At 64.4% G+C, this 20,931-nt stretch carries 21 protein-coding genes; 11 read left to right on the top strand and 10 right to left on the bottom strand.

The features are described from left to right. Positions 1–248 precede the first annotated feature (248 nt). Together AC0L2H_RS06060 and AC0L2H_RS06065 are read right to left on the bottom strand one after the other, a co-directional pair. Positions 249–1,004, bottom strand: a complete 756-nt coding sequence (locus tag AC0L2H_RS06060; RefSeq protein ID WP_473589477.1) for an IclR family transcriptional regulator domain-containing protein — start codon at positions 1,002–1,004, stop codon at positions 249–251. Positions 1,005–1,250: 246 nt separating this feature from the next. Next, on the bottom strand, positions 1,251–2,192 hold the full coding sequence (locus AC0L2H_RS06065; protein ID WP_473589346.1) for a dihydrodipicolinate synthase family protein: 942 nt from the start codon (positions 2,190–2,192) through the stop codon (positions 1,251–1,253). Positions 2,193–2,409: 217 nt separating this feature from the next. Between AC0L2H_RS06065 and AC0L2H_RS06070 the strand changes: the two genes are divergently transcribed. After that, positions 2,410–3,549, top strand: coding sequence for an NAD(P)/FAD-dependent oxidoreductase (locus AC0L2H_RS06070; protein WP_473589347.1), 1,140 nt, complete (start codon positions 2,410–2,412; stop codon positions 3,547–3,549). A 60-nt stretch (positions 3,550–3,609) separates the two neighbouring features. On the opposite strand, the gene AC0L2H_RS06075 is transcribed toward AC0L2H_RS06070, so the two are convergent. The 6 genes from AC0L2H_RS06075 to AC0L2H_RS06100 all read right to left on the bottom strand — a co-directional run bounded on the left by AC0L2H_RS06075 (position 3,610) and on the right by AC0L2H_RS06100 (position 8,461). Further along, on the bottom strand, positions 3,610–4,347 hold the full coding sequence (locus tag AC0L2H_RS06075) for an amino acid ABC transporter ATP-binding protein (protein ID WP_107652496.1): 738 nt from the start codon (positions 4,345–4,347) through the stop codon (positions 3,610–3,612). Further along, a complete protein-coding gene (locus tag AC0L2H_RS06080) occupies positions 4,259–5,014 on the bottom strand; it encodes an amino acid ABC transporter permease (protein ID WP_473589348.1) in 756 nt (251 codons plus the stop codon). Before AC0L2H_RS06080 ends, AC0L2H_RS06075 begins: the two co-directional genes overlap by 89 nt. Then, positions 5,014–5,688 carry an amino acid ABC transporter permease gene (locus AC0L2H_RS06085; protein WP_473589349.1) on the bottom strand — a complete coding sequence of 225 codons (675 nt, stop codon included), beginning with the start codon at positions 5,686–5,688 and terminating at the stop codon, positions 5,014–5,016. Before AC0L2H_RS06085 ends, AC0L2H_RS06080 begins: the two co-directional genes overlap by 1 nt. A 108-nt stretch (positions 5,689–5,796) precedes the next feature. Beyond that, entirely contained in the window at positions 5,797–6,606 is an 810-nt protein-coding gene (locus AC0L2H_RS06090) for a transporter substrate-binding domain-containing protein (RefSeq protein ID WP_473589350.1), read from the bottom strand. Between the two features lie 288 nt (positions 6,607–6,894). Beyond that, the gene (locus AC0L2H_RS06095; RefSeq protein WP_473589351.1) at positions 6,895–7,662 is read right to left on the bottom strand and encodes an SDR family NAD(P)-dependent oxidoreductase; all 768 of its coding nucleotides are present in this window, start codon (positions 7,660–7,662) and stop codon (positions 6,895–6,897) included. Between the two features lie 40 nt (positions 7,663–7,702). Next, positions 7,703–8,461 carry an SDR family NAD(P)-dependent oxidoreductase gene (locus AC0L2H_RS06100; protein WP_473589352.1) on the bottom strand — a complete coding sequence of 253 codons (759 nt, stop codon included), beginning with the start codon at positions 8,459–8,461 and terminating at the stop codon, positions 7,703–7,705. 147 nt (positions 8,462–8,608) lie between these two features. Between AC0L2H_RS06100 and AC0L2H_RS06105 the strand changes: the two genes are divergently transcribed. From AC0L2H_RS06105 to AC0L2H_RS06130, 6 genes are all read left to right on the top strand, one after another. Further along, on the top strand, positions 8,609–9,577 hold the full coding sequence (locus tag AC0L2H_RS06105; RefSeq protein ID WP_473589353.1) for a 3-hydroxyacyl-CoA dehydrogenase: 969 nt from the start codon (positions 8,609–8,611) through the stop codon (positions 9,575–9,577). Next, positions 9,574–11,265 carry a 2Fe-2S iron-sulfur cluster-binding protein gene (locus tag AC0L2H_RS06110; RefSeq protein WP_473589354.1) on the top strand — a complete coding sequence of 564 codons (1,692 nt, stop codon included), beginning with the start codon at positions 9,574–9,576 and terminating at the stop codon, positions 11,263–11,265. The genes AC0L2H_RS06105 and AC0L2H_RS06110 overlap by 4 nt, the downstream gene beginning before the upstream one ends. 6 nt (positions 11,266–11,271) lie before the next feature. Continuing rightward, the gene (locus AC0L2H_RS06115; RefSeq protein WP_473589355.1) at positions 11,272–12,432 is read left to right on the top strand and encodes an NAD(P)/FAD-dependent oxidoreductase; all 1,161 of its coding nucleotides are present in this window, start codon (positions 11,272–11,274) and stop codon (positions 12,430–12,432) included. A gap of 78 nt (positions 12,433–12,510) precedes the next feature. Next, positions 12,511–13,158 (top strand): TetR/AcrR family transcriptional regulator, encoded by a 648-nt coding sequence (locus AC0L2H_RS06120; protein WP_473589356.1) that lies wholly within the window; start codon positions 12,511–12,513, stop codon positions 13,156–13,158. Beyond that, positions 13,142–13,678 carry a GFA family protein gene (locus AC0L2H_RS06125; RefSeq protein WP_473589358.1) on the top strand — a complete coding sequence of 179 codons (537 nt, stop codon included), beginning with the start codon at positions 13,142–13,144 and terminating at the stop codon, positions 13,676–13,678. The genes AC0L2H_RS06120 and AC0L2H_RS06125 overlap by 17 nt, the downstream gene beginning before the upstream one ends. Continuing rightward, on the top strand, positions 13,671–13,973 hold the full coding sequence (locus AC0L2H_RS06130) for a DUF6958 family protein (protein WP_473589359.1): 303 nt from the start codon (positions 13,671–13,673) through the stop codon (positions 13,971–13,973). The genes AC0L2H_RS06125 and AC0L2H_RS06130 overlap by 8 nt, the downstream gene beginning before the upstream one ends. Positions 13,974–13,990: 17 nt before the next feature. Here AC0L2H_RS06130 and AC0L2H_RS06135 read toward each other — a convergent pair whose 3' ends face one another. Next, positions 13,991–14,824, bottom strand: a complete 834-nt coding sequence (locus AC0L2H_RS06135) for an IclR family transcriptional regulator domain-containing protein (RefSeq protein WP_097575089.1) — start codon at positions 14,822–14,824, stop codon at positions 13,991–13,993. Further along, positions 14,824–16,278: an NAD-dependent succinate-semialdehyde dehydrogenase gene (locus AC0L2H_RS06140; protein ID WP_473589360.1), complete on the bottom strand. Its 1,455-nt coding sequence runs from the start codon at positions 16,276–16,278 to the stop codon at positions 14,824–14,826. Before AC0L2H_RS06140 ends, AC0L2H_RS06135 begins: the two co-directional genes overlap by 1 nt. Positions 16,279–16,600: 322 nt before the next feature. On the opposite strand from AC0L2H_RS06140, the gene AC0L2H_RS06145 reads away from it, so the two are divergent. The 4 genes from AC0L2H_RS06145 (at position 16,601) to AC0L2H_RS06160 (ending at position 20,912) form a co-directional block, all read left to right on the top strand. Beyond that, positions 16,601–17,929: an ABC transporter substrate-binding protein gene (locus AC0L2H_RS06145; RefSeq protein WP_473589361.1), complete on the top strand. Its 1,329-nt coding sequence runs from the start codon at positions 16,601–16,603 to the stop codon at positions 17,927–17,929. Between the two features lie 97 nt (positions 17,930–18,026). Next, a complete protein-coding gene (locus AC0L2H_RS06150) occupies positions 18,027–18,938 on the top strand; it encodes a carbohydrate ABC transporter permease (protein WP_473589362.1) in 912 nt (303 codons plus the stop codon). Continuing rightward, positions 18,935–19,771, top strand: a complete 837-nt coding sequence (locus tag AC0L2H_RS06155) for a carbohydrate ABC transporter permease (RefSeq protein WP_473589363.1) — start codon at positions 18,935–18,937, stop codon at positions 19,769–19,771. The genes AC0L2H_RS06150 and AC0L2H_RS06155 overlap by 4 nt, the downstream gene beginning before the upstream one ends. A 31-nt stretch (positions 19,772–19,802) precedes the next feature. After that, entirely contained in the window at positions 19,803–20,912 is a 1,110-nt protein-coding gene (locus tag AC0L2H_RS06160) for an ABC transporter ATP-binding protein (RefSeq protein WP_473589478.1), read from the top strand. Positions 20,913–20,931: the final 19 nt, after the last annotated feature.

Genomic DNA, 20,931 nt, shown 5'->3' on the forward strand with positions numbered 1-20,931 from the left:
AGGGTCGCCGAACAGCTGCGCGTCCGGGCGCGGCTGAAGGGCATGGAGATAGCGGGAAAGCCCGTAGCAACGGTGACAAATCTCGCATTGGAGGTGTGCGCGCGGCAGAACGCGGTGCGGAACAATCTGGCGGAACCCGCGATGCCCGTGACCGGGCGCGCGGCCGCACTCTTGGTGAACCGCGCCCCACCGCGCGCGCGGAAGGTTAGCCGCGTCTCGGCACCCGTGCCGCACGTTTTCAGCGCCTGTCAGCCCAGCAGCTTCCTCAATTCGCCCTGCAGGGCGAGCAGGCGAGGCAGCACGTCGCTGATCAACATCTCGGACGACATGCGCGAGGCCTGCACGCCGACATTGGCCGCGGCGACGACGCTGCCGCGGCTGTCGAAGATCGGCACCGCGATCGAGCGCAAGCCGATCTCGAGTTCCTCGTCCATCAGCGCATAGCCCTGGCTGCGGACGCGGCCGAGTTCCTTCATCAGGTCGCCGATACCGGTCAGGGTCTTGGGCGTCAGCTTTTCGCGTTTGGTCGCTTCCAGCCGGCGGCGGGCCTGGTCCTCGGGCAGCGCCGCCAGCAGGACGCGTCCCATCGAGGCGCAATAGGCTGGCAGGCGGCTGCCGACATTCAGGCCGATGAGCATGACGCGCCGCTGTGCCGAACGGGCGACATAGACGATCTCGCTGGCGTCGAGAATGGATGCCGACGAGGATTCGTGGATCGCCTCGGAGAGCTGCTCGAGATAGGGCTGGATGATGCCGGGCAAGGGCGTCGAGGACAGATAGGCATAGCCCAGCTTGAGAACGCGCGGCGTCAGCCGGAAGAACTTGCCGTCGAACTCGGCATAGCCGCCATGGACGAGCGTCAAAAGGCAACGGCGCGCCGACGCCCGTTCGAGCCCGGTCAGGCGGGCGACATCGGCGATGCTGAGCTTGTGCCGCTGCTGGTCGAAGGTCTCGATCACCGACAGACCCTTGACGAAGCCGGCGATCAGATCTCCATCACGGATGCGCAGTCCCGAATCCATACACCCTCCGCCACGTGCGACATCCGAACATACATGCGCCTATCGCCCTTGGCCAGCAGAAGGTTCGATTTAAGACTTTTTGTGCGCCATGCGGACGGATTGGGTTGAAGAGGCAGGCACGAAACGGCCTTCGCCTTGGCGATCAGGGCCAGGACGGCATCGTTATGGGGCGATCGCCGACGTGATAGTCCACGACCGCTTTGAGGAGCCAAGTGCCGAGGGATCTCTTCAGGCGGCCTTGGCCTGCAGCCGGTCCATCAGCGCGTCGAGTTCGCCCATGATCGCCACCAGCTTTTCGCGCCGCGATACGCCTTCAGCGCCGAGCTCGGCGAATTTCGTCAGCGGCGCGCGCACGTCGCCGACGAGGTAGCCGGCTGCCGCCGCCAAAGCCTTCGAGTAGCATTGATGGCCATAGGTCGGATGGCCCTCGGCGATGATGTGGTCCATCCTGTTGATCAGGGCCTGGATGGCCTGGGCATCCTCAAGGCGTCCGGCAACGAGGAAATCCCAGATGCGCGACGAGGCGCGCGGAATGTAGTTGCCATAAGGGTTCACATAACCGACGGCGCCGAGGCGGTAGCTCTCGACGATCCGCTCGCCGGCAAAGACGTTCATCACGCCTTCGGTCAGTTCGACGATGTCGAAGACGCGGCCGACATTCATGCTCGCTTCCTTGATATAGCGCACATTCTCGAAGGCCTTGGTCAATTTGGCCACGAGCTTGGCCGGCATATCGACATTCGTCGTCACCGGATTGTTGTAGAGCATGATCGGGATGGTCACCGCTTCCGAGATGGCCTTGTAGTAGTTGAATATCTCGTCATGCGTGGGGGTATAATAGTAAGGCGGAGCGATCATCAGACCGTCGGCGCCGAGCGCCTCGGCCTCCTTGCTGTAGCGCACGGCGTTTGGCGTATAGGCATTCATCGTGCCGACCATGACCTGCATACGGCCGGCAACATGCTTGACCGTGGTTTCCACATAGCGTTGACGCTCGTCGTCGCTGACAGTCAGGAATTCCCCCGTCGTGCCAAGGATGATAACTCCTGGCACGCCACAGGCGATCTGCCAGTCGAGAAAACGCTTGAGCGCCGCTTCGTCGATGCCATCGCCATCCGGCGTAAAGGGCGTGACGGTGACGGTGTGACTGCCGCGGAACTGCTTGGCCATGAGGGTCTTCCGAATTGGGAGGTTGAGCTGGGACGCTGATGGTTGGTACGAAAATCGGTCGATGGGCATAGGCTGAACGCGGATGGCGGCACCTCGCCGCCGGTGCGTCCAATATCAGGCTCCACCGCAAAAGGTGCGTTCACACAGCGAACGATTGTTACTATAGCGAACGAATTAATGTAGGCAAGCGGTTCGTGATTTCTCTTGTGGGGCCTCTATGTCGGACGTGATCGTGATTGGCGGCGGGCTCACCGGATGCGCGACCGCCTATTACCTGGCCACCGATGGCGTGCCGGTCACCCTGGTCGAGCGCTCGGATCTCAACACGCTTGCTTCGGGGTCCAATGCCGGCAGCCTGCATGCGCAGATCCCGCATGATCCCTTCATCAACAAGGGCGAGGATTGGGCGCGCATTTTCTCGCCGACGATCGGCTTGCTGGCCCGCTCCATCGAAATGTGGCGCGAGCTGCCCGAGCTTCTCGGGGCCGATCTCGAAGTCTCGCTGAAAGGCGGCCTGCTGGTCGCACCCAATGCGGAGCAGATGCGCGACATCGAACGCAAGGTCGCGTTCGAGCGAGAACAGGGGCTCAAGGTCGATCTCCTCGATCGCGCCGCGCTGCACAAGCTTGCGCCCTATCTCGCCGACCATATTGTCGGCGGCGCCTTTTGTCCCGACGAGGGCAAGGCCAACCCGTTCCTGGTGGCGCCAGCCTTCGCCGCGGCCGCGGAACGCGCCGGCGCGAAGATCCTGCGCCACACCGCCGTCAAGGCCATTACGCGCGAGGGTGACGGCAGCTTTGCGGTTGCGACGAACAGAGGCGTTCTGAAAGCGGCGCGCATTGTCGACGCGGCCGGCGCCGAAACCGGCGACATTGCGGCGATGCTCGGCATCGAACTCGCCGATGTCCAGGGCTTTCCGATCCAGGTCAGCGCGACCGAACAGGTCGGCGCGCTGGTGCCGCATCTCGTCTACTTCACCGGCGAAAAGCTGACGCTGAAGCAGAATGGCGCCGGCACGATCCTCATCGGCGGCGGCTGGCCGGCGCGCTACGGACGCCATGGCAACCCGGTCGCCGATCCGGACTCGTTGGCACGCAATCTCGCGGTCGCAGTCCAGGTCGTGCCGGCGCTTGCCGACATCAGAATCGTGCGCACCTGGGCCGCGACCGTCAACGGCACGGACGACTGGAAGCCGATCCTCGGCGAGATACAAGGAATGCCGGGTTTCTTCGTCAATTTCTTTCCCTGGATGGGCTTCACCGCCGGACCGATCGCGGCCCGGATCGTCGCCAGCCTGGTGCAAGGCGCGACGCCGCCGGTGGATGTCGATCTGAGGCCGTTCCTGCCCAAACAATAGGGTCTCTATTTTGTGCATGTCGTTGCCCCAAAACCGCTGCACACTTTTGGGCGACATGCATCAATGACGAAGTATCTTGCCGACGAACTCCCTGGTGCGCGCTTCCTTCGGGCTGCCGAAGATCTCGGCCGGCGAGCCGATCTCGACGACCTGCCCCTTGTCCATCATGACGACGCGGGTCGAGACTTCGCGCACGAAGGCCATTTCGTGCGAGACGATGAGCATGGTGATGCCTTCGCTGGCCAGCGAGCGGATGGTGTCAAGCACTTCGGTGACCAGCTCGGGATCGAGCGCTGCGGTCACTTCATCGAGCAGCAGTATCTCGGGTTTCAGCGCGAGCGCCCGCGCGATCGCGACGCGTTGCTGCTGGCCGCCCGAGAGCTCGTCGGGATAGGCATGATGCTTCTCGGCCAAGCCGACCTTCAGCAGAAGGGCGGTGGCTTCGCGCTCGACATCGGCCCTGGGGCGTTTCTTGATCTTGATCGGCGCGATGGTGACGTTGCGCAGCACGTCCATGTTCTGGAACAGATTATACTGCTGGAAGACGATCGCCATGCGGTCGCGCATGGCCCGCAACTGGGCTCGCGAGCGGTAGTCGATGCGTCCGCCATCGATGCGCACCTCGCCGGCCGTCGGCGGCAAAAGCCCCATCAGCACACGCAGGAAGGTGCTCTTGCCGGAACCGGAGGGACCGATAAGGCTGATCACCTCACCCTTGTTCACCGACAGGTTCACTTTGGACAGGACCGGGACCCGTCCATACGCGCTGGATAGATTCTCTGCTTCGAGAAGTGGCAAGGCGGTTCTCCAGATAGGCGCCGAGGCGGCTGAGCGGATAGGACATCACGAAATAGCCGGCAAGGACGGTTCCGTAGACAAGAAAGGGCGAAAAGCCACGCCCGACGAACATCTTGCCGGTGAAGGCAAGCTCGACGACACCCATCTGCGAGACGAGCGCGGTGTCCTTGATGAACATCACCATGAAGGCGAAGCCCGGCGGCAGGATCACCTTCCACGCCTGCGGCAGGACGACGAGAAGCAGCGTGCGCATGAAACCGAAATTCATGGCTTCCGCGGCTTCTCGCTGCATCTTCGGCACGGACTCCATGCCGGCGCGGATGATCTCGGACATGAAGGCCGTCGCCACCATGCAGATCGAAATCAGCGCGATGGCGAACAGCGATATGCCGCGGCTGACAGCCTGGATGCCGAACATGACGATGAACAGGATGACCAGGAAAGGGATGCGCCTGAAAATCTCGACATAGACGGTGACGAGAAGCCGCAAAGGCAACAGCGCGCGCGCCCGCGTCGACCTTATGGCGGCGATGGCGAAGCCGAAGATGAAGCCGGCGACGCAGCCGACGACGGTGAGGGCCAGCGTGCGCCCCATCGCCTGGAGCACGAAGATGGCGTTGTAATAGGTGAAGAAGTCGGGCGCTTCCTGGACGATCCGCTCCCACATCAGAAGATCCTCGCCCGGACGCGGAAGGCCCAGCGCCCGACCAGCGCCAGCGCGATCGAGGCGATGAAGGTCAGCGCGATGTAGATCACGGCGATGACCGAAAAGGTCTCGATGGTGCGAAGGTTCTGGGTCGAGATGTTGATCGCCCGGCCGGTGAGTTCCTCGACGCCGAAGATCGCCGCGAGCGAACTGCCGAGCACCAGCCAGATGAAGAAATTGCTGAGCGGCGCGTAGATGGTCTTGGCGATGTGGGGCAGGATGACGAACCGCACCATCTGCGGGCCTGACATGCCCAGAACCTGCGCGGTCTCGATCTCCTCGCGGCGAACGGAGAGGATGCCGGCGCGCAGGATGTCGGTGAGATAGGCGCCGGAATTCAGCGTCAGGCCGATGACCACCGCCGTCATCGGCGCCAAAAGGATGCCGACATCGGGCAACGCATAGAACAGGAAGAAGATCTGAACCAGGGCCGGCGTGTTGGTGAAGAACACGACATAGGCGTTGATCAGCCAGCGTATCGCACGGCCGCCATACATCTTGCCCAGCGCGCCGAAGAGGCCGATCACGGCGCCCAGCCAAAAGGACAGAAACGCCACTTCGAGCGTCAGCAACGCCCCGCCAAGCAGGTAGGGCAGTTGGGCGAAGACGACGCCGAATTGGAATGTGTAGTTCAACTGCCGCGGCCTCCATCTCTCTCGGGGTATTCCACGCTGCCGCGCAGGCCGCCGCGCAACGCCTCTACCCGGCTCACTCTATCAAAAGAGTGAGCCGGGTGTCTGCTTTCAGAAGTACGGATTGGCAACGATCGGCTTCAGCATCGGCTGGCCATACCATTTCTGCCAGGTGTCGTTGACGTAGTTGCTGGAATGAAGGTCGTAGAGCAGGACATTGAGGAACTGCCGCAAGCCGTCATTGCCCTTCGACACGCCGATCGCATCGTAATTGACGAAGATCGTGTCGTTGAGCGTGCGCCATTTGATGTCGGGATAGCTTTTGGTGAAGGCGAGGAAGAAGTCGACATTCTCGATGAGCGCATCGCCTCGCCCCTGGGCAATGGCGCGGACGGTGTCGGCATTGGTCTCGACAAGCAGGACCTTGGCGTTGGGCAGCTTCTCCTTCAGGAAGTCGACCGACCAGTTGCCGCGCATGTTGACGAGCGTGAACTGGTCGCTGTTGAAGTCGGTCCACTTCTCGGCCTTGTTCTTGTCGGTGGTGAGCACCGCCATCGATTCCGTGTGCAGCGGCGCGGTGAAATCGATGAGCTTGGCGCGTTCGGCCGAGCGGGTGAGCGCGCCGAGCGAAATGTCGATCTGGTCGGCCACGAGATACGGAACGCGCTGCGCCGTCTCCGTCGGCACGAACTCGGCCTTCACGCCGAGCGCGGTGGCGATCTTGTTGCCGACATCGATGTCGAAGCCTTCGAATTCGTTGGTCTTGCCGTAGGAGCTCATCGGCGGGAAATTCGGATTGACGCCGATGCGGATGGTGCCGGCCTGAATGATCTGGTCGAGCGTACGGGCGTCCGCAGTCTGGGCCAGCATGACGCCGCCGATCAGCGCCGCGGAAGCGATGGAAAGGAGTTTGCGCAGCATGAAATCGTCCTCTTCTGCCGGCGTGGCCGGCATATGGTTTCCCTCTGACGGGCCGCCTGGCGCTGATGCGCTTCTGTCTCCAGCCTTCGATCCATATGCTGGCAAAACACGTGCTTCCGGTCAACAGAAATGTACGTTATACGAACGTTTGTGCGCAAATAGCACATTTGAGCACAGGCGTGCGGCGGCGTTCACCGCAACGTCACGGCGAAAAAGGTTCTGGATAAATGCGGCGAAGCGCAGGAAGCCGCCATTTGCAGGCCGGCCCCACCTGAACATCAGCGCGTCTTAACGGATGTAGGTCGCACCATTGACGTCGAGAGTGGCGCCGGAAAGGTGCCGCGACTTGCCGGTGGCGAGGAAGGCGACGAGATGGCCGATGTCGTCGGGCGGCACCCATTCGCCCATGGCAAGGCCGGCGAAGACCTTCTCCGTGCCGCCCTGGGTTGCCGCGAACGCCTCCGACATCTGCGTGCCGACCACGCCGGGGGCGATGATGTAGGTGAGGATGTTGTCGCGGGCATGTGCCCGGGCAATTGTCTGGGCCATGGCCTTCACCGCCGCCTTGGAGGCGGCATAGGCCATCGTTGCCGGGTTGGTCACGCCGCGCTGCGCGCCCCAGCTCGAAATGGTGACGAGGATGCCGCCGCCGCTGGCGAGATAGTGCTTGACCGCCCGGCGCACGAGGCGGGCCGGCGCCAGCACGTTGACCTGCAAGGTTTCGGCCCACACCGCGTCCCAGGTCGCGTCGTCTTCGTCGATGCCGCCGTTCCAGCGCATGATGGCGGCATTGTTGACGAAGACATCGACACGGCCGCGCCAGGCCTGCGCCTCGTCCCACAATCTCTCGGCGGCATCGAGATCGTGCAGATCGGCCTGGACGAAGCGCTTTCGTTCGGCAGGCACCGCGGCCAGGGCAGCCTCGGCGCCGGCGAGATCGGAGCCATAATGGGCGATGACGAAGGCGCCGGCCTCGCCGGCAATGCGGGCGATGGACGCCCCGATGCCCTTGGAGGCGCCTGTGACGAGAATGGTCTTGCCATCGAGATCCGGCATGAGGGGCTCCAGTTCCAGGGACGCGTTGGTCCAGATTGGGTCAGGCGAGGCCGGCATCGACGGGAAGCAGTTCCCCGCTGATGCCGCTGGCCAGGTCGCTTGCCAGGAAAAGTGCTGCCTTGGCGACTTCGTCGGCAGTCGCCAGCCGCGCCAACGCATTGTCGGCGGCAAGTGCCGCCAAAGCCTCCTGCTCCGGCGGGCCGCCATTTCGCGCCCGCGTGCGGATTCGCTCAAGGAGCGCGTCCGTCGCGATCGGACCGGGCGCGATGCCGTTGACCCTGATGCCGAACCGGCCGAGGTCGCGCGCCGCCGCCCGGATGATGCCGAGCACGGCGTGCTTGGAGGCGGTGTAGAGCATCTGCCGGGGATGGGCGAGGTAGGCGTTGATGGAGGCCATGACGATGATGGCGCCGCCGCTCGCCTTCATCGCCGGCGTCGCGTGCTTGATCGTGGCGGCGACACCGCGCACATTGACGGCCATGACGCGGTCCCATTCGGCCATGTCGAGGCTTTCGGTCTCCCGCCAGGGCGGGACGAGGCCGGCATTGGCAACGACGACATCGAGGCGGCCGTGTTGGCGCAGCGCCGCTTGCATGGCCGCTGCAATCGTCGTCTCATCGCCGACATCGACGGCGGTGGCGCTGAAGCCGGCAGGCAATTGCGCGCCCGCGCTGGTTTGCGCGAGATCGAGCGCATGGCCGACTGCCCCTTCGGCGGCGAAGCGCTCGGCGATGGCGAGGCCGAGGCCACGCGATCCGCCGGTGATCAAGGCAATACGGCCATCGAGGAGTGGAGGCATGGTTTCCCGTCGCTTGGTTGTAGAACTCGCGGCCCAACGGCTTGCGGAATATCCGGGGCAGTGTAAATCTGTGTACACAAGTTCGCAATGCGAACGCAACGATTGCTCCGCCCTCCCGTCGCTTTTCATAGCCCCACGGTTTATTCGATGACAGCACCCGCTTCCGATTCCGCGCCTCAGAGGACATCCGTCGCGGTTATCGGTGGCGGCAGCATCGGTGTCGCCTTTGCAATCGTCTTCGCTCGCGCCGGACATGCCGTTCGCCTCAACGAGCCCGATGCGGCAAGACGCCAGTCCATCGCGCAGATCCTGCAGGCAAGGCTTGATGATCTCAGCGGCTACGGCCTGCTTGACGAGCCGGCTGACGCCATCCTGAGCCGGATTGCCATCACCGCCACCGTTTCCGACGCTGTCGCGGACGCCGCCTATGTGCAGGAATGCGCGCCAGAACAGCTTGCCCTGAAGCAGACGCTGTTTGCCGAACTCGACCGGCTGGCGCCGGCGGGAGCCGTGCTGGCCAGCGCTTCTTCCGCGATCACCGCCTCGGCTTTCGCCGCCGACCTGCCGGGCCGGGCGCGGATGCTGGTCGTTCATCCCGGCAATCCGCCTTTCCTCATTCCGGTCGCGGAGGTCGTGCCCGCTCCCTTCACGAGCGAGGCGACCATTGCGTTCACGCAAAACCTTCTCGCCGGCGCCGGCCTGACACCGGTTCTCGTGCGCAAGGAGGTCGAGGGTTTCGTGTTCAACCGTCTTCAGGGCGCGCTGCTGCGCGAGGCCTATTGCCTGGTGCGCGACGGTGTCGTTTCCGTCGAGGACGTCGATCGCATCGTGCGCGACGGGCTCGGCCTGCGCTGGTCGGTGATCGGGCCGTTCGAGACGGTCGACCTGAACACGCAGGGCGGCATTGCCTCGCATGCGCAGAAGATGGGACCGGCCTACCAGCGCATGGGGGCGGAGCGGGGGCAGAACGACCCGTGGACGCCGGACCTCGTCGAAAAGGTCGCGGCACAGCGCCGGGCGCTGTTGCCGCTGGACCGCTGGGCCGAGCGCGTCGCCTGGCGCGATCGCCGCCTGATGAGCCTTGTCCGCCACCGCAAGACCGAGCTTGGAGCATGACCGGCACCATCACCATCGATTTCGAAGGCGCTCCCGTGGAGGCCCGCCCGGGTGAAAGCCTGGCGGCAGCCCTCACAGCCCATGGCGTCAACGTTTTTCGCACGACGCGGTGCGCGGCCGAACGCGGCCTGTTCTGCGGCATGGGCGTCTGCCAGGATTGCCTTGTCGAGATTGACGGCAAACCCAACCAGCGCGCCTGCATGACCAAGGTCGACCGGCCGCTCACCGTCCGCCGCGAGGCCCATGCCCGCCCGCTGGTAGCAGCCGGACAGGGCCATCCGCCCGTCACCATCGGTGACGTCGTGGTCAGCACGCCCGAACTGCTCGTCATCGGCGCCGGGCCGGGCGGTCTTTCGGCGGCGATTGCCGCCCGGAAGGCGGGAGCCGAGGTTCTTGTCGTCGACGAACGCAGCCAGGCCGGCGGCCAGTATTTCAAGCAATTGAGCGTCGGCCCCAAGGGCGTATCCGCGCCCGACGCGCAGCATCGCGAGGGGGCGGCGCTGATCGAAGCGGCTGTCCGGCTCGGTGTCGAAATCAAGTCCGGCGTCACGGTGTGGGGCGCCTTCGAGCCGAACGAATATGCGGCGACCGCCGAAGGACGGATGCTGCGCCTGCTGCCCAAGGCCGCGATCGTCGCCACCGGCGCCTATGAACGGGGATGGCCGGTGCCGGGCTGGACGCTGCCGGGCGTGATGACCACGGGCGCCGCGCAGACCTTGTGGCGAACGGCGCGCCGCCTGCCGGGCAAGACCGTGCTCATCGCCGGCAACGGGCCGCTCAATCTTCAGCTTGCAGCCGAGCTTATCGAAGGCGGCGCCAGGGTTGTGGCTGTGGTGGAAGCAGCGCAACGGCCGAGTGTCGCCAAGGTGGGTGCGCTGGCCAGCATGGCGCTGGCATCGCCGGCGCTGATCCGCGATGGCCTGCGCTATCATGGCATCCGGCGCTCCGGCGGTGCTGCGATGCTCTACGGCACCATCGTCGCCGGGGTCGAAAAGACGCCAACAGGCCTCAGCGTGAGACTTCAGCCAGCCGCGGGCCGTGGCGAGGAGGTGCGATATGAGGTCGACGCGCTCTGTCTCGGCTATGGTTTCGAACCGTCGAACGAGCTGTTGCGGGCGCTGGGTTGCGGGCATGATTTCGACCCGGTCCGCCGCCAATTGGTGACGCGCCGCGACGCGGACGGACTGACGGACGTGGCTGGTGTCTACGCGCTGGGCGACTGCACTGGCCTTGGCGGGGCGCGTGCAGCACTTGCCGAGGGCGCGCTGGTCGGAATTGCCGCGGCACGCGCGCTGGGACACTCGCCGTCCGCCAGCCTCGATGCCGAGGCGCGGCGAGCCCGATCCGATCTGGCAAGGCACAGGCGTTTCCAGCAGGCGCTGTGGACGCTTTATGTGGCGCCCGCCTATTCGGCGACGCTGGCGACACCGGAGACGTTGCTCTGCCGCTGCGAGGAGGTCACTTTCGGCCAGATCGAGGAGGCGTTAGCCGAGGAGATGCAACTCATCGGCGCGGTGAAGCGGCGCACGCGCGTCGGCATGGGGCGCTGCCAGGGGCGCTATTGCGCGCCGGTGCTCGATGCCTTGCTGGCCGAGCGCTTCGGCCGCGCACGCGACGAGTTCACCGGTTTTGCGCCGCGCGTGCCGGTGAAGCCGGTGGCGATCGAAGATCTGGCGCGTCTGGGCTGACCGCAAATGACCGGCGCCGCGCATCCGCTTGTCGGCGACATCGACGTCGTTGTGATCGGCGGCGGCATCGTCGGCTCATGCCTTGCAGGCTTTCTGGCCGAGGACGGTGTCGGCGTCGCCTTGATCGATGACGGGCGCATCGGCGGCTCGAACGCCAATGCCGGCAGTCTTCATGTCCAGATGCAGAGCCGCTTCATGCGCCTCTACCCCCAGAACGTGCCGGGCATGGAGCGCCAGCTTCCGCTCTATCCCAAGGCGGTTGCCTTCTGGCAGGCCATGCAGGCGCGGCTCGGGGCGGATTTCGACCTGAAGATGACCGGCGGCCTGATGGTCGCGGAAAGACGCGACCAGCTCGATTTCCTGAAGATCAAGGCCAGGCGCGAGCGCGAACTGGGGCTCGATGTCGATGTTCTCGATCGTGCGGAACTCGATCGCATCGCGCCCTATTTCGGACCCGATGTGGTCGGCGCCGAGATCTGCGCCAATGAGGGCAAGCTCAATCCACTGCTCGCCAACGCCGCAATCCGCCGCTGGATCATCGAAAAGGGCGTCGTGCTGGTGGAGGGCGAGAGCGCCGGGCCGGTCAGGCGCGAGCGCCAAGGCTTCATCGTCGAGACGGGAAATGGCCGGATAAAAGCCGGCCGCGTGGTGCTGGCGGCCGCTTCCGGCAGCAAAGCGCTGGCTGCGGGGCTCGGCGTTGCGATCCCGGCGGAGCCCGAACCGCTGCACATGAACATCACCGAGGCAGCCGCGCCGCTGATCGGCCATCTCATCCAGCATGCCGACCGCATGATCACACTCAAGCAGTTCGGCACCGGCCAGATCGTCATCGGCGGCGGCTGGCCGGCCCACGTTGCCGGCGAACAGTTGCATCCGACCGTCGAACTCGCCAGCCTCGTCGCCAATGCTACGCTGGCGCAGCACATCGTGCCGCGGATCGCGCCGCTCAGGATCATCCGCACCTGGGCCGGCATCAACACGTCCGTCGACGGCAAGGGGGTGCTCGGGCCCATCGGGCAGGTGCCGGGGCTGTTCGCGGCCATACCCGGCGACGCCGGCTACACGCTCGGCCCGCTTTCGGCGAGGCTTGTCGCCGACATGATGCTCGGACGCCAGCCGAACGAGGACGTGTCACCCTTTTCGCCCGACCGCTTCGAGGCCGCCTGACCCAAGTGGTTCCGCCTGGCAGCAGAATGCTCCCGGCCAGCCTGTTGACACATACCGACTGTATGGTATGTTCGTGGCATGTCGAGACCAACCAAACAGTCCCCTGAACGCGGCGCCGCACGAAGCCGGCTCCTCGAAGCAGCGCGCGATGTCATCCGCGCGAAGGGCTTTGCCGCCACCTCGGTCGACGACCTCTGTGGCGCGGCCGCCGTCACCAAGGGGGCATTTTTTCATCACTTCGGCAGCAAGGAGGCTCTCGGCGTCGCCGCGGCCGAGTTCTGGGCCGAGACGACATCAGGTTTTTTCGCGGCCGCGCCGTATCACGAGCCGGTCGATGCCCTGCAGCGCGTTCTCGCCTATGTGGCTTTCCGCAAGGCGATCATCGTGGGCGATCTGGCTGAGTTTACCTGCCTGGTCGGAACCATGGCGCAGGAGGTCTACGCAAGCTCCCCCGACATTCGCGACGCCTGTGGCCGCAGCATGTTCGGCCATACGGCGACACTTGAGGCCGACATCGAGACCGCGCGGCGGGAGCGCGGCATTGCCGGCGACTGGACGGCCGAAAGCCTCGCACGGCACACGCAAGCTGTCATCCAGGGCGGGTTCGTCCTGGCCAAGGCAGGAAACGACCCCGGGCTGGCGCGGGAGAGCCTCGATCATCTGGACCGGTACATCCGGCACCTGTTTCACGTCACGGAGGAGGACGTAAATGAGCGGAACCACTGAGATCGGATGCGCCTGCGGACGGACACGCTTGGAGGTGCGGGGAGCACCGATTCTCGTGTCAGAATGTCTGTGCAACAGCTGCAGGGCCGCCGCCGGTCGCCTGGCGACGCTGCCTGGCGCCAGGAATATCCTCAAACCCTATGGCGCGACGCCTTGTGCGGAGTATCGCAAGGATCGGATCCGCATCCTGTCCGGCGCTGAATACCTGCACGAATTCCGGCTGTCCGCCGATGCTGGCTCGCGCCGTGTCGTCGCAACCTGCTGCAGCACGCCGGTCTTCCTGGAATTGAAGGGCGCGCACTGGCTGAGCGTCTATCTGCACCTCTGGCCGGACGGGACGCGGCCGAAAGCCGAGATGCGAACGATGACTGGCGACCTGGCCGATGCTACCAATCTGCCGAAGGACATCCCCAATCTGAAAAGCCATACGGTGTCCTTCTACGTGAAGCTTCTGGGGGCGTGGCTGGCCATGGGATTGCGCAATCCGAAGATCGAAGTGGCGGGGAAGATCGATGCCTGACGACAAGATCGAAATCGAGAACGTCAACATTCCGGGACGGACCTATCGCGTCGATCGCGCGAAATACGGAGCGATGCGCGACGCGCTTCTGGCCGCCTTGCCGGGCGAGACGCCGGGGCTGAAGTTGGCCGAAGCGAAAGAGGCGCTCCTGCCCCATCTTTCGGGCGACCTCTTTCCGCAAGGCAAGACGGCCGGATGGTGGCTGAAAGCCGTCCAGCTCGACCTTGAGGCAAAAGGCGTCATCAAACGCGCGCCGCGCAAGCCCGTTCATCTCTACAGGCGTGGAACGGCCTGAAGTCGACGAATACTAAATTAGATCTGCAAGGCCCGGGTGATGTTGTTGGAGGCTTCCAGCGCTTCGGCAAGCACACGGGTGCGCATATCCTCGGGCGTGATGCGCATGCTCGGGCAGCAGACATTGAGGGCGGCGACGATCTTGCCCTGCCCGTCGCGGATCGGCACCGAGAGCGAGCGCAGCCCGACCTCCAGTTCCTGGTCGACGATCGACCAGCCCTGGAGCCGGACCTCGTCGATCAGGCTGCGCAGCTGGACCTTCGAGGTGATGGTGTTGGGTGTGAATTTGGTCAGCGTCATCTCGTCGAGATATTGATGCAGAAGGTCGGGCGGCAGCGCGGAGAGCAGCACCCGCCCGGTCGACACGCAATGCGCCGGCACACGGCTGCCGATGTTGATGCCGACGCTGACGCGCTGATTGGAAGTGGCGCGCGCGACATAGATCACCGAATCATGATCGAGCACGGCGGCAAAGCAGGATTCCTGCAGCCGCTCCGAAAGCGCGTTCATGATCGGCTGCGCCACGTCCCAGATGTCCATCGAGGACAGCGCGGAAAAGCCGAGTTCGAGGATCTTCGGGCGCAGGTTGAAGTGCTTGCCATTGGTCTCGACATATCCTTCCCGCACCAGGGTCAGCAGAAACCTGCGGACGGTGGCGCGGGTCATGCCCGTCGCCTGCGCGACTTCGCTGAGCGTCATCTTGGGCGTCCGCCGCGAAAAGACCTTGATCACCTCTAGGCCGCGGGCCAGCGAGTTGACATGGTCGCGGTCGTTGAGATCGGCAGGGGCGTCGGCAAAGCCGGCAGGTTCGTCCCGTGCCAGAAGATCGTCGTTCACGTCGGAGGCGCTCATCAGTTCATATCACCCAGACATAGATATTTAAGCTCGAGGAATTCTTCAATTCCGTGCCGGGATCCCTCGCGACCGATGCCCGACGCCTTGACGCCCCCGAAGGGCGCGCCCTCATATGCAGTAATTCCGGCGTTGATGCCAACAATACCGAATTCGAGCGCTTCACCCACACGCCAAGCGCGTGCCAGATCGCGCGTGAAGAAGTAGGCAGCAAGCCCGAATTCGGTATCGTTTGCCAGAGCTATTACTTCCTTTTCCTCAGCAAAGTGGAAGATCGGCGCGACCGGACCGAATGTTTCTTCGCGCGAGATGCGCATTTGCGGCGTTGTGTCGGCGAGAATTGTCGGCTCGTAGAAATTGCCGCCGAGCCGGTGACGCTTGCCGCCGGTGACGATGCGGGCACCCTTGGCAAGAGCATCCGCGACATGGTCCTCGACCTTGGCGACGGCCGCGTCGTCGATCAGCGGGCCCTGCTCGATGCCTTGCTCCATGCCGTCGCCGATCTTGAGGGCGGCGACCACCTCGGCGAAACGTTCGACAAAGGCGTCATAGATGCCGTCCTGGACATAGATCCGGTTGGCGCAGACGCAGGTCTGGCCGGCATTGCGGAATTTCGAGGCAAGCGCCCCCTGCACCGCCGTCTCCAGCGAGGCGTCGTCGAACACGATCAGCGGCGCGTTGCCGCCCAGCTCCAGCGAGACCTTCTTGATGGTGCCGGCGGCCTTGGCCATCAATTCGCGGCCGACTTCAGTGGAGCCGGTGAACGTTATCTTGCGCACGATGGGGCTGGTGACGAGCTCCTCGCCGACGACCGACGCAGCACCGGTGACGACGCTGAAGACACCGGCCGGCAGCCCGGCCCGCTCGGCAAGCACGGCCAGCGCAAGCGCCGAGAACGGCGTAGCGCTGGCCGGCTTCAGCACCATGGTGCAGCCGGCGGCGATGGCAGGTCCGGCCTTGCGCGGGATCATGGCCATCGGGAAATTCCACGGCGTGATCGCCGCGCAGACGCCGATCGGCTGGCGGATGGCCATCATGCGCTTGTCGGCGGTGGGAGCCGGAAAGACCTCCCCGGCGACGCGCTTGGCCTCTTCGGCGAACCATTCGAAGAAGGCGGCGCCATAGAGGATCTCACCGCGCGCCTCGAGGAAGGGCTTGCCCTGTTCGGCGGTGAGTATGTGCGCCAGATCGTCGGCATTGGCGACGATCAGGTCGTACCAGCGGCGCAGGACCGCGGCGCGCTCCTTCGCGGGGCGGGCGGACCAGGCCGGAAGTGCTGCCTGCGCGGCAACGATCGCCGCCCTTGTCGCCTCGCGGCTTGCCTTGGGCACCGAGCCAACCGCCGCGCCAGTCGCGGGATTGGTCACAAGGATCGAGCCCTCGCCTTCCGTCTCCCAGCGGCCGTTGGTGAAATAGGCCTGACGAAGAAGCGACGGATCCTGAAGTGCATGCATGTTTATTTCCTTGGCGGGTGCGAAACGCCGGGCACGGTATCTCGCGAAATTTTGTTTGTCACCGTTTGCGAACAAATGTTCGCAAAATTCGTCGACTTGTCCCTGCAGGCTGTCTCGCTCCGATCGCAGCCTGAACGACGGGAGGAGAGAAGCGTCCGCCCAAATGACGACGGCGCCCGATTTTTCCAGTTTTTCGCTTGCCAAGTTTGGAAAACGAGTATCACAATAGCGGACATGCGTGCGCATAGCGAATGAAATGACCGCGCTCCAACAAGAGGGGAATACAATGGATTCGAACAGTATCTGGCTCCGCAGAACGCTCATGTCCGGCATTTCACGCCGCTCGGTCCTCCAGGGCCTGGGCACGGCAGGTCTGGCGGCGGGATTGTCGCTGCCGCTGGCGGGCCGCGCCCAAGCCGCCGATCCGGTCACGCTGCGCTGGTGGTCGCCGCAGGCTTCCCCCGACCAGCTCAAAATGTACCAGACGCAGATCGCCACATTCGAGGCCGCCCACCCCGGCGTGAAGATCGCCTTCGAACCAACCTCGGACGAGGGCTACCCGGCCCAGCTCGCGGCGGCTTTCGCCTCCAAGCAGCTGCCCAACATCGTCACGCACCTGCCCTCCTTCGCCGCGCAGAACTACTACGGGCAAGGGCTGCTCGAGCCGATGGACGACGTCATCAAGGCGATCGGCGAGGACAAGTATTTTCCGGGAGCCAACGACGTCTACAAGACCGCCGACGGCCATTATTGCGGCACGCCAATCGGCAACACCGCCGCCGACATGCTGTGGCTGCGCAAGGACCTGATGCAGAAGGCCGGCGTCGACAAGGCGCCGACGACCTGGGACGAGTTGCGCACCGCCTGCCAGAAGATGCAGGGCGGCGGCATTTTCGGAGCGCCGCTGCCCTACGGCCTCAACTCGATGACCTCACTGATCTTCATCGGCTTCATCCACCGTGCCGGCGGGCAGATCTTCTCGCCCGATCTTGCCGTGGCGATCGACAGCCAGCCGACCTATGACGCGCTCGAATTCTACAAGTCGATGCGCGAATTCTGCCCGCCGGGCGCAACCAACTACAGCTGGGGCGAAAGCCTGACCGCCTTCGTTTCGGGCGCCACGGCGACAGGCATCTATGCCGGGCGCGTGCTGGCCAATGTCACCAGCCAGAATCCCGGCATCGCCGACAGCGTCACCTGCGCGACCTATCCGACCATCTCCAAGGATGTGGCGAGCTGGACCTTCAACGACTTCCCCTCGGTGTTCATCCCCAAGGACATCGCCAACATGGCCGAGACCAAGGCCTTCGCGGCCTTCCTGTTCGAGCCGAAGGGCTATATCCCGCAGCTTCTCGCGGCGCCGGGCCATGTGCTGCCGGTGCTCAAGACCATCGCCGAGGATCCGACCTACCTCGCCGATCCGATCATTCAGAAATACAAGGCCGAAGTGACCCTGATGGCGGGTGCGGCCGCGGCCGGCAAGAACCTCGGCTACGAGACCGACAAGCACAAGCCGAACCTGAAGGCGAACGAGATCATCGCCTCCAACGTCATCGCCGAACTGGTGCAGCGCGTCGTCCTCAACGGCGAGGACGCCAAGGCGACCGTCGGCGACATCGCCAAGAAGCTCGAAGGCCTGATGAAGGCCTGATCCCTGACGACAGGCGGGGGGGGGGGGGGGGGGGGGGGGGGGGGGGGGGGGGGGGGGCCCCCCCCCCCCCCCCCCGCCTCCTCATTCCGGAACCGCCATGACGATTTCCGCAAGCCAGCACCGGACGCAAAATCCGCTCGAGCGGCGTTATGCGCTGCTCGGCGTGCTGTTGATCGCACCGACCGTGCTCATCCTGTGCGCGGTGATCGTCTACCCGCTCATCTCGGCGATCTATCTGTCGCTGTTTTCGATCTACACGCCGACGCTGAAGGGAAGCTGGGTCGGCCTCGGCAATTATGCGCAGGTGTTCGGATCGTCCGGGTTCTGGAGCGCGCTCGGCACCACCGTCACCTGGACCGTCGGCACACTCTTCCTGCAGATCGTCTTCGGCGTGGCGATGGCCCTGCTGCTCAACCAGAACATCCTGTTTCGATCGCTTGCCCGCAGCCTGGTGCTGTTTCCCTATTTCGTCTCGACGGTCGTGGCCGTGCTGATCTGGCGCTGGCTGTTCAACGACCTTTACGGCATCCTCAGCCATCTGCTGATCCAGTTCGGCGTCGTCGACATGCCGGTCGACTGGCTGGGCAAGATGCCGAACGCCATGGCGAGCGTGATCTTCGTCGGCGCCTGGAAATTCTTCCCCTTCGTTGTCATCGCCGTGCTGGCGCGGCTGCAGACCATCCCCGAGCAGCTCTACGAGGCCGCCACGATCGACGGCGCCGGCGTGTTCGGACGGTTCTTCGACGTGACCCTGCCGCAGCTCAAGGAGGTGCTGACCATCGTCATCCTTTTGCGCACCATCTGGGACTTCAAGGAATTCGACCTGATCTACCTTCTGACCGGAGGCGGACCGGTCAACAACACGCGGACATTGCCGCTGATCGTCTACCAGCAGGCGTTCGGCCTCAACCAGATGGGCATAGCGGCGACCTATGCGGTAGCGATGATGCTGGTGATGCTCGCCTTCATGCTGATCTATCTCTACCGGGCGCGGAGGCAGGCACCATGATGCCAGCCAGGCGTTCGACGACGATCCTCGCCAATCTGGTGACTTGGGGCCTCGTCCTGCTCATCTCCTTCCCGCTGATCTGGATGGTGGTGACCTCGGTGCGGCCGCAGACCGAGCTTTTCCAGATCCCGCCGACAGTCATCCCGCGCGCCATCACCTTCGAGCACTATATCAAGCTGCTCCAGGAAACACCGTTTCTGCGCTACTTCATGAACTCGATGATACTGGCGACATCGACGACGATCGTCGTCATCGTCGTCGGCACGCTCGGCGCCTACAGCCTGGTGCGCTTCTCCTATCGCGGCCGCGAGACGCTGGCGGCGCTGGTGCTGTTCACCTATCTCTTGCCATCGGTCGTGCTGATCATCCCGCTCTATCTGATGATGGTGAAGCTCGGACTGGCCAACACGCTGACCAGCCTGGTGATCGCCTATACGACCTTTGCGCTGCCCTACGCACTGTGGCTGCTGCGCTCGTTCATGGCGGGCGTGCCGGAGGATCTCGAATCCGCCGCTTTGGTGGACGGCGCCAGCCGCATCGGCGCGTTCATCGACGTGATCCTGCCCCAGGCGCTGCCGGGCATTATCTCGACGGCGCTGTTCACCTTCATCCTGGCCTGGAACGAATATCTCTACGCGCTGGTGATGGTGAATTCCGACCAGGCCCGGCCGCTGACGACCGGGGTGATGAACATGCTCATCACCTCCTTCAACATCGAATGGTCGCTGCTGATGGCGGCCTCGGTGATGATGAGCATCCCGCTGATCATCATCTTCGCATTCCTGCAGAGCTACCTCACCCGCGGCTTCGGCGCCGGCGGCGTGAAGGGCTGACCGCCCGAAGGAGATTTTCCAGTTGGTCACAGTGACGTTCGACAAGGTGCGCAAGGCGTTTGGCGAGGCGGTGGCGATCCCCAGCCTCGACCTGGCAATAGCGTCCGGCGAATTCGTGTCCCTGCTCGGCCCGTCCGGCTGCGGCAAGACCACGACGCTGCGCATGCTGGCCGGACTGGAGCAGCCGACCGCCGGCGAGATCATGATCGGCGAGCGCACCGTCAACAATCTGGCCCCGAGCGAGCGCGACATCGCCATGGTGTTCCAGTCCTATGCGCTCTATCCGCATATGAGCGTGCGCGAGAACATCGCCTATCCGCTTAGGAAGCGCGGCGTGCCGAAAGCGGACCGTCCGGCCATGGTCCAGGCGGCCGCCGATCTTTTGCAACTTGGCCCATTGCTCGACCGCAAGCCAAGGCAGCTTTCCGGCGGACAGCAGCAGCGCGTGGCGCTTGGCCGGGCGCTGGTGCGCGAGCCGAAAGTGTTCCTGCTCGACGAGCCGCTGTCCAATCTTGACGCCAAATTGCGCGCCCATATGCGGGCGGAGCTGATCGAGCTGCACCGCCGGCTCGGCAAGACCATGGTCTATGTCACCCACGACCAGCTCGAAGCCATGACGATGTCGACGCGCATCGCAGTGATGCAGGGCGGCGAGCTGCAACAATTCGCGACGCCGGCCGAGATCTACCACAGGCCCGCCAACACATTCGTCGCCGGTTTCATCGGCACGCCGTCGATGACGCTGGCCGATGGCGAGATCACCATGGACCAAGGACGGCCCGTGCTGAAGCTCGGCACGCTGTCGCTGGAGCTGCCTGCCGACCATCTGAGCGAACGGCCAGAAGGAACAAGGCGGGTCACCGTTGCCGTGCGGCCCGAAGACATCCTCATCGGCACGGGGAGCTTCCGGGCCAATGTGCGCCTGGTCGAGCCGACGGGGCATGAATCCATCGTGCTGGTCAATGCCGGCGATGTCGGCTTCACCGTTCGCGTGGCCGGCGACACGGCGCTGAAGGCCGGCGAGACCATCCCGCTCGATCTCAGGCGCGAGCGCATTCACGTCTTCGACCGCGAAACCGGGCGCCGGCTCAATGCCGATCTGGCCGCGGCGACGGCCGACCCTGTCCGCTCTCGCGCTTAGCCTTTGGAGAAGAAGACCG

It is taken from the genome of Mesorhizobium sp. WSM4871 (assembly GCF_055811295.1).

What these genes read in the sequence shown, in the direction of transcription:
- AC0L2H_RS06145 (WP_473589361.1), top strand. Translation starts at nt 16,601, where the DNA reads ATGTCCGGCATTTCACGCCGCTCGGTCCTCCAGGGCCTGGGCACGGCA.
- AC0L2H_RS06115 (WP_473589355.1), top strand. Translation starts at nt 11,272, where the DNA reads ATGACCGGCGCCGCGCATCCGCTTGTCGGCGACATCGACGTCGTTGTG.
- AC0L2H_RS06130 (WP_473589359.1), top strand. Translation starts at nt 13,671, where the DNA reads ATGCCTGACGACAAGATCGAAATCGAGAACGTCAACATTCCGGGACGG.
- AC0L2H_RS06105 (WP_473589353.1), top strand. Translation starts at nt 8,609, where the DNA reads ATGACAGCACCCGCTTCCGATTCCGCGCCTCAGAGGACATCCGTCGCG.
- AC0L2H_RS06120 (WP_473589356.1), top strand. Translation starts at nt 12,511, where the DNA reads ATGTCGAGACCAACCAAACAGTCCCCTGAACGCGGCGCCGCACGAAGC.
- AC0L2H_RS06155 (WP_473589363.1), top strand. Translation starts at nt 18,935, where the DNA reads ATGATGCCAGCCAGGCGTTCGACGACGATCCTCGCCAATCTGGTGACT.
- AC0L2H_RS06070 (WP_473589347.1), top strand. Translation starts at nt 2,410, where the DNA reads ATGTCGGACGTGATCGTGATTGGCGGCGGGCTCACCGGATGCGCGACC.
- AC0L2H_RS06100 (WP_473589352.1), bottom strand. Translation starts at nt 8,461, where the DNA reads ATGCCTCCACTCCTCGATGGCCGTATTGCCTTGATCACCGGCGGATCG.
- AC0L2H_RS06095 (WP_473589351.1), bottom strand. Translation starts at nt 7,662, where the DNA reads ATGCCGGATCTCGATGGCAAGACCATTCTCGTCACAGGCGCCTCCAAG.
- AC0L2H_RS06125 (WP_473589358.1), top strand. Translation starts at nt 13,142, where the DNA reads ATGAGCGGAACCACTGAGATCGGATGCGCCTGCGGACGGACACGCTTG.
- AC0L2H_RS06150 (WP_473589362.1), top strand. Translation starts at nt 18,027, where the DNA reads ATGACGATTTCCGCAAGCCAGCACCGGACGCAAAATCCGCTCGAGCGG.
- AC0L2H_RS06135 (WP_097575089.1), bottom strand. Translation starts at nt 14,824, where the DNA reads ATGAGCGCCTCCGACGTGAACGACGATCTTCTGGCACGGGACGAACCT.
- AC0L2H_RS06090 (WP_473589350.1), bottom strand. Translation starts at nt 6,606, where the DNA reads ATGCTGCGCAAACTCCTTTCCATCGCTTCCGCGGCGCTGATCGGCGGC.
- AC0L2H_RS06065 (WP_473589346.1), bottom strand. Translation starts at nt 2,192, where the DNA reads ATGGCCAAGCAGTTCCGCGGCAGTCACACCGTCACCGTCACGCCCTTT.
- AC0L2H_RS06110 (WP_473589354.1), top strand. Translation starts at nt 9,574, where the DNA reads ATGACCGGCACCATCACCATCGATTTCGAAGGCGCTCCCGTGGAGGCC.
- AC0L2H_RS06080 (WP_473589348.1), bottom strand. Translation starts at nt 5,014, where the DNA reads ATGTGGGAGCGGATCGTCCAGGAAGCGCCCGACTTCTTCACCTATTAC.
- AC0L2H_RS06140 (WP_473589360.1), bottom strand. Translation starts at nt 16,278, where the DNA reads ATGCATGCACTTCAGGATCCGTCGCTTCTTCGTCAGGCCTATTTCACC.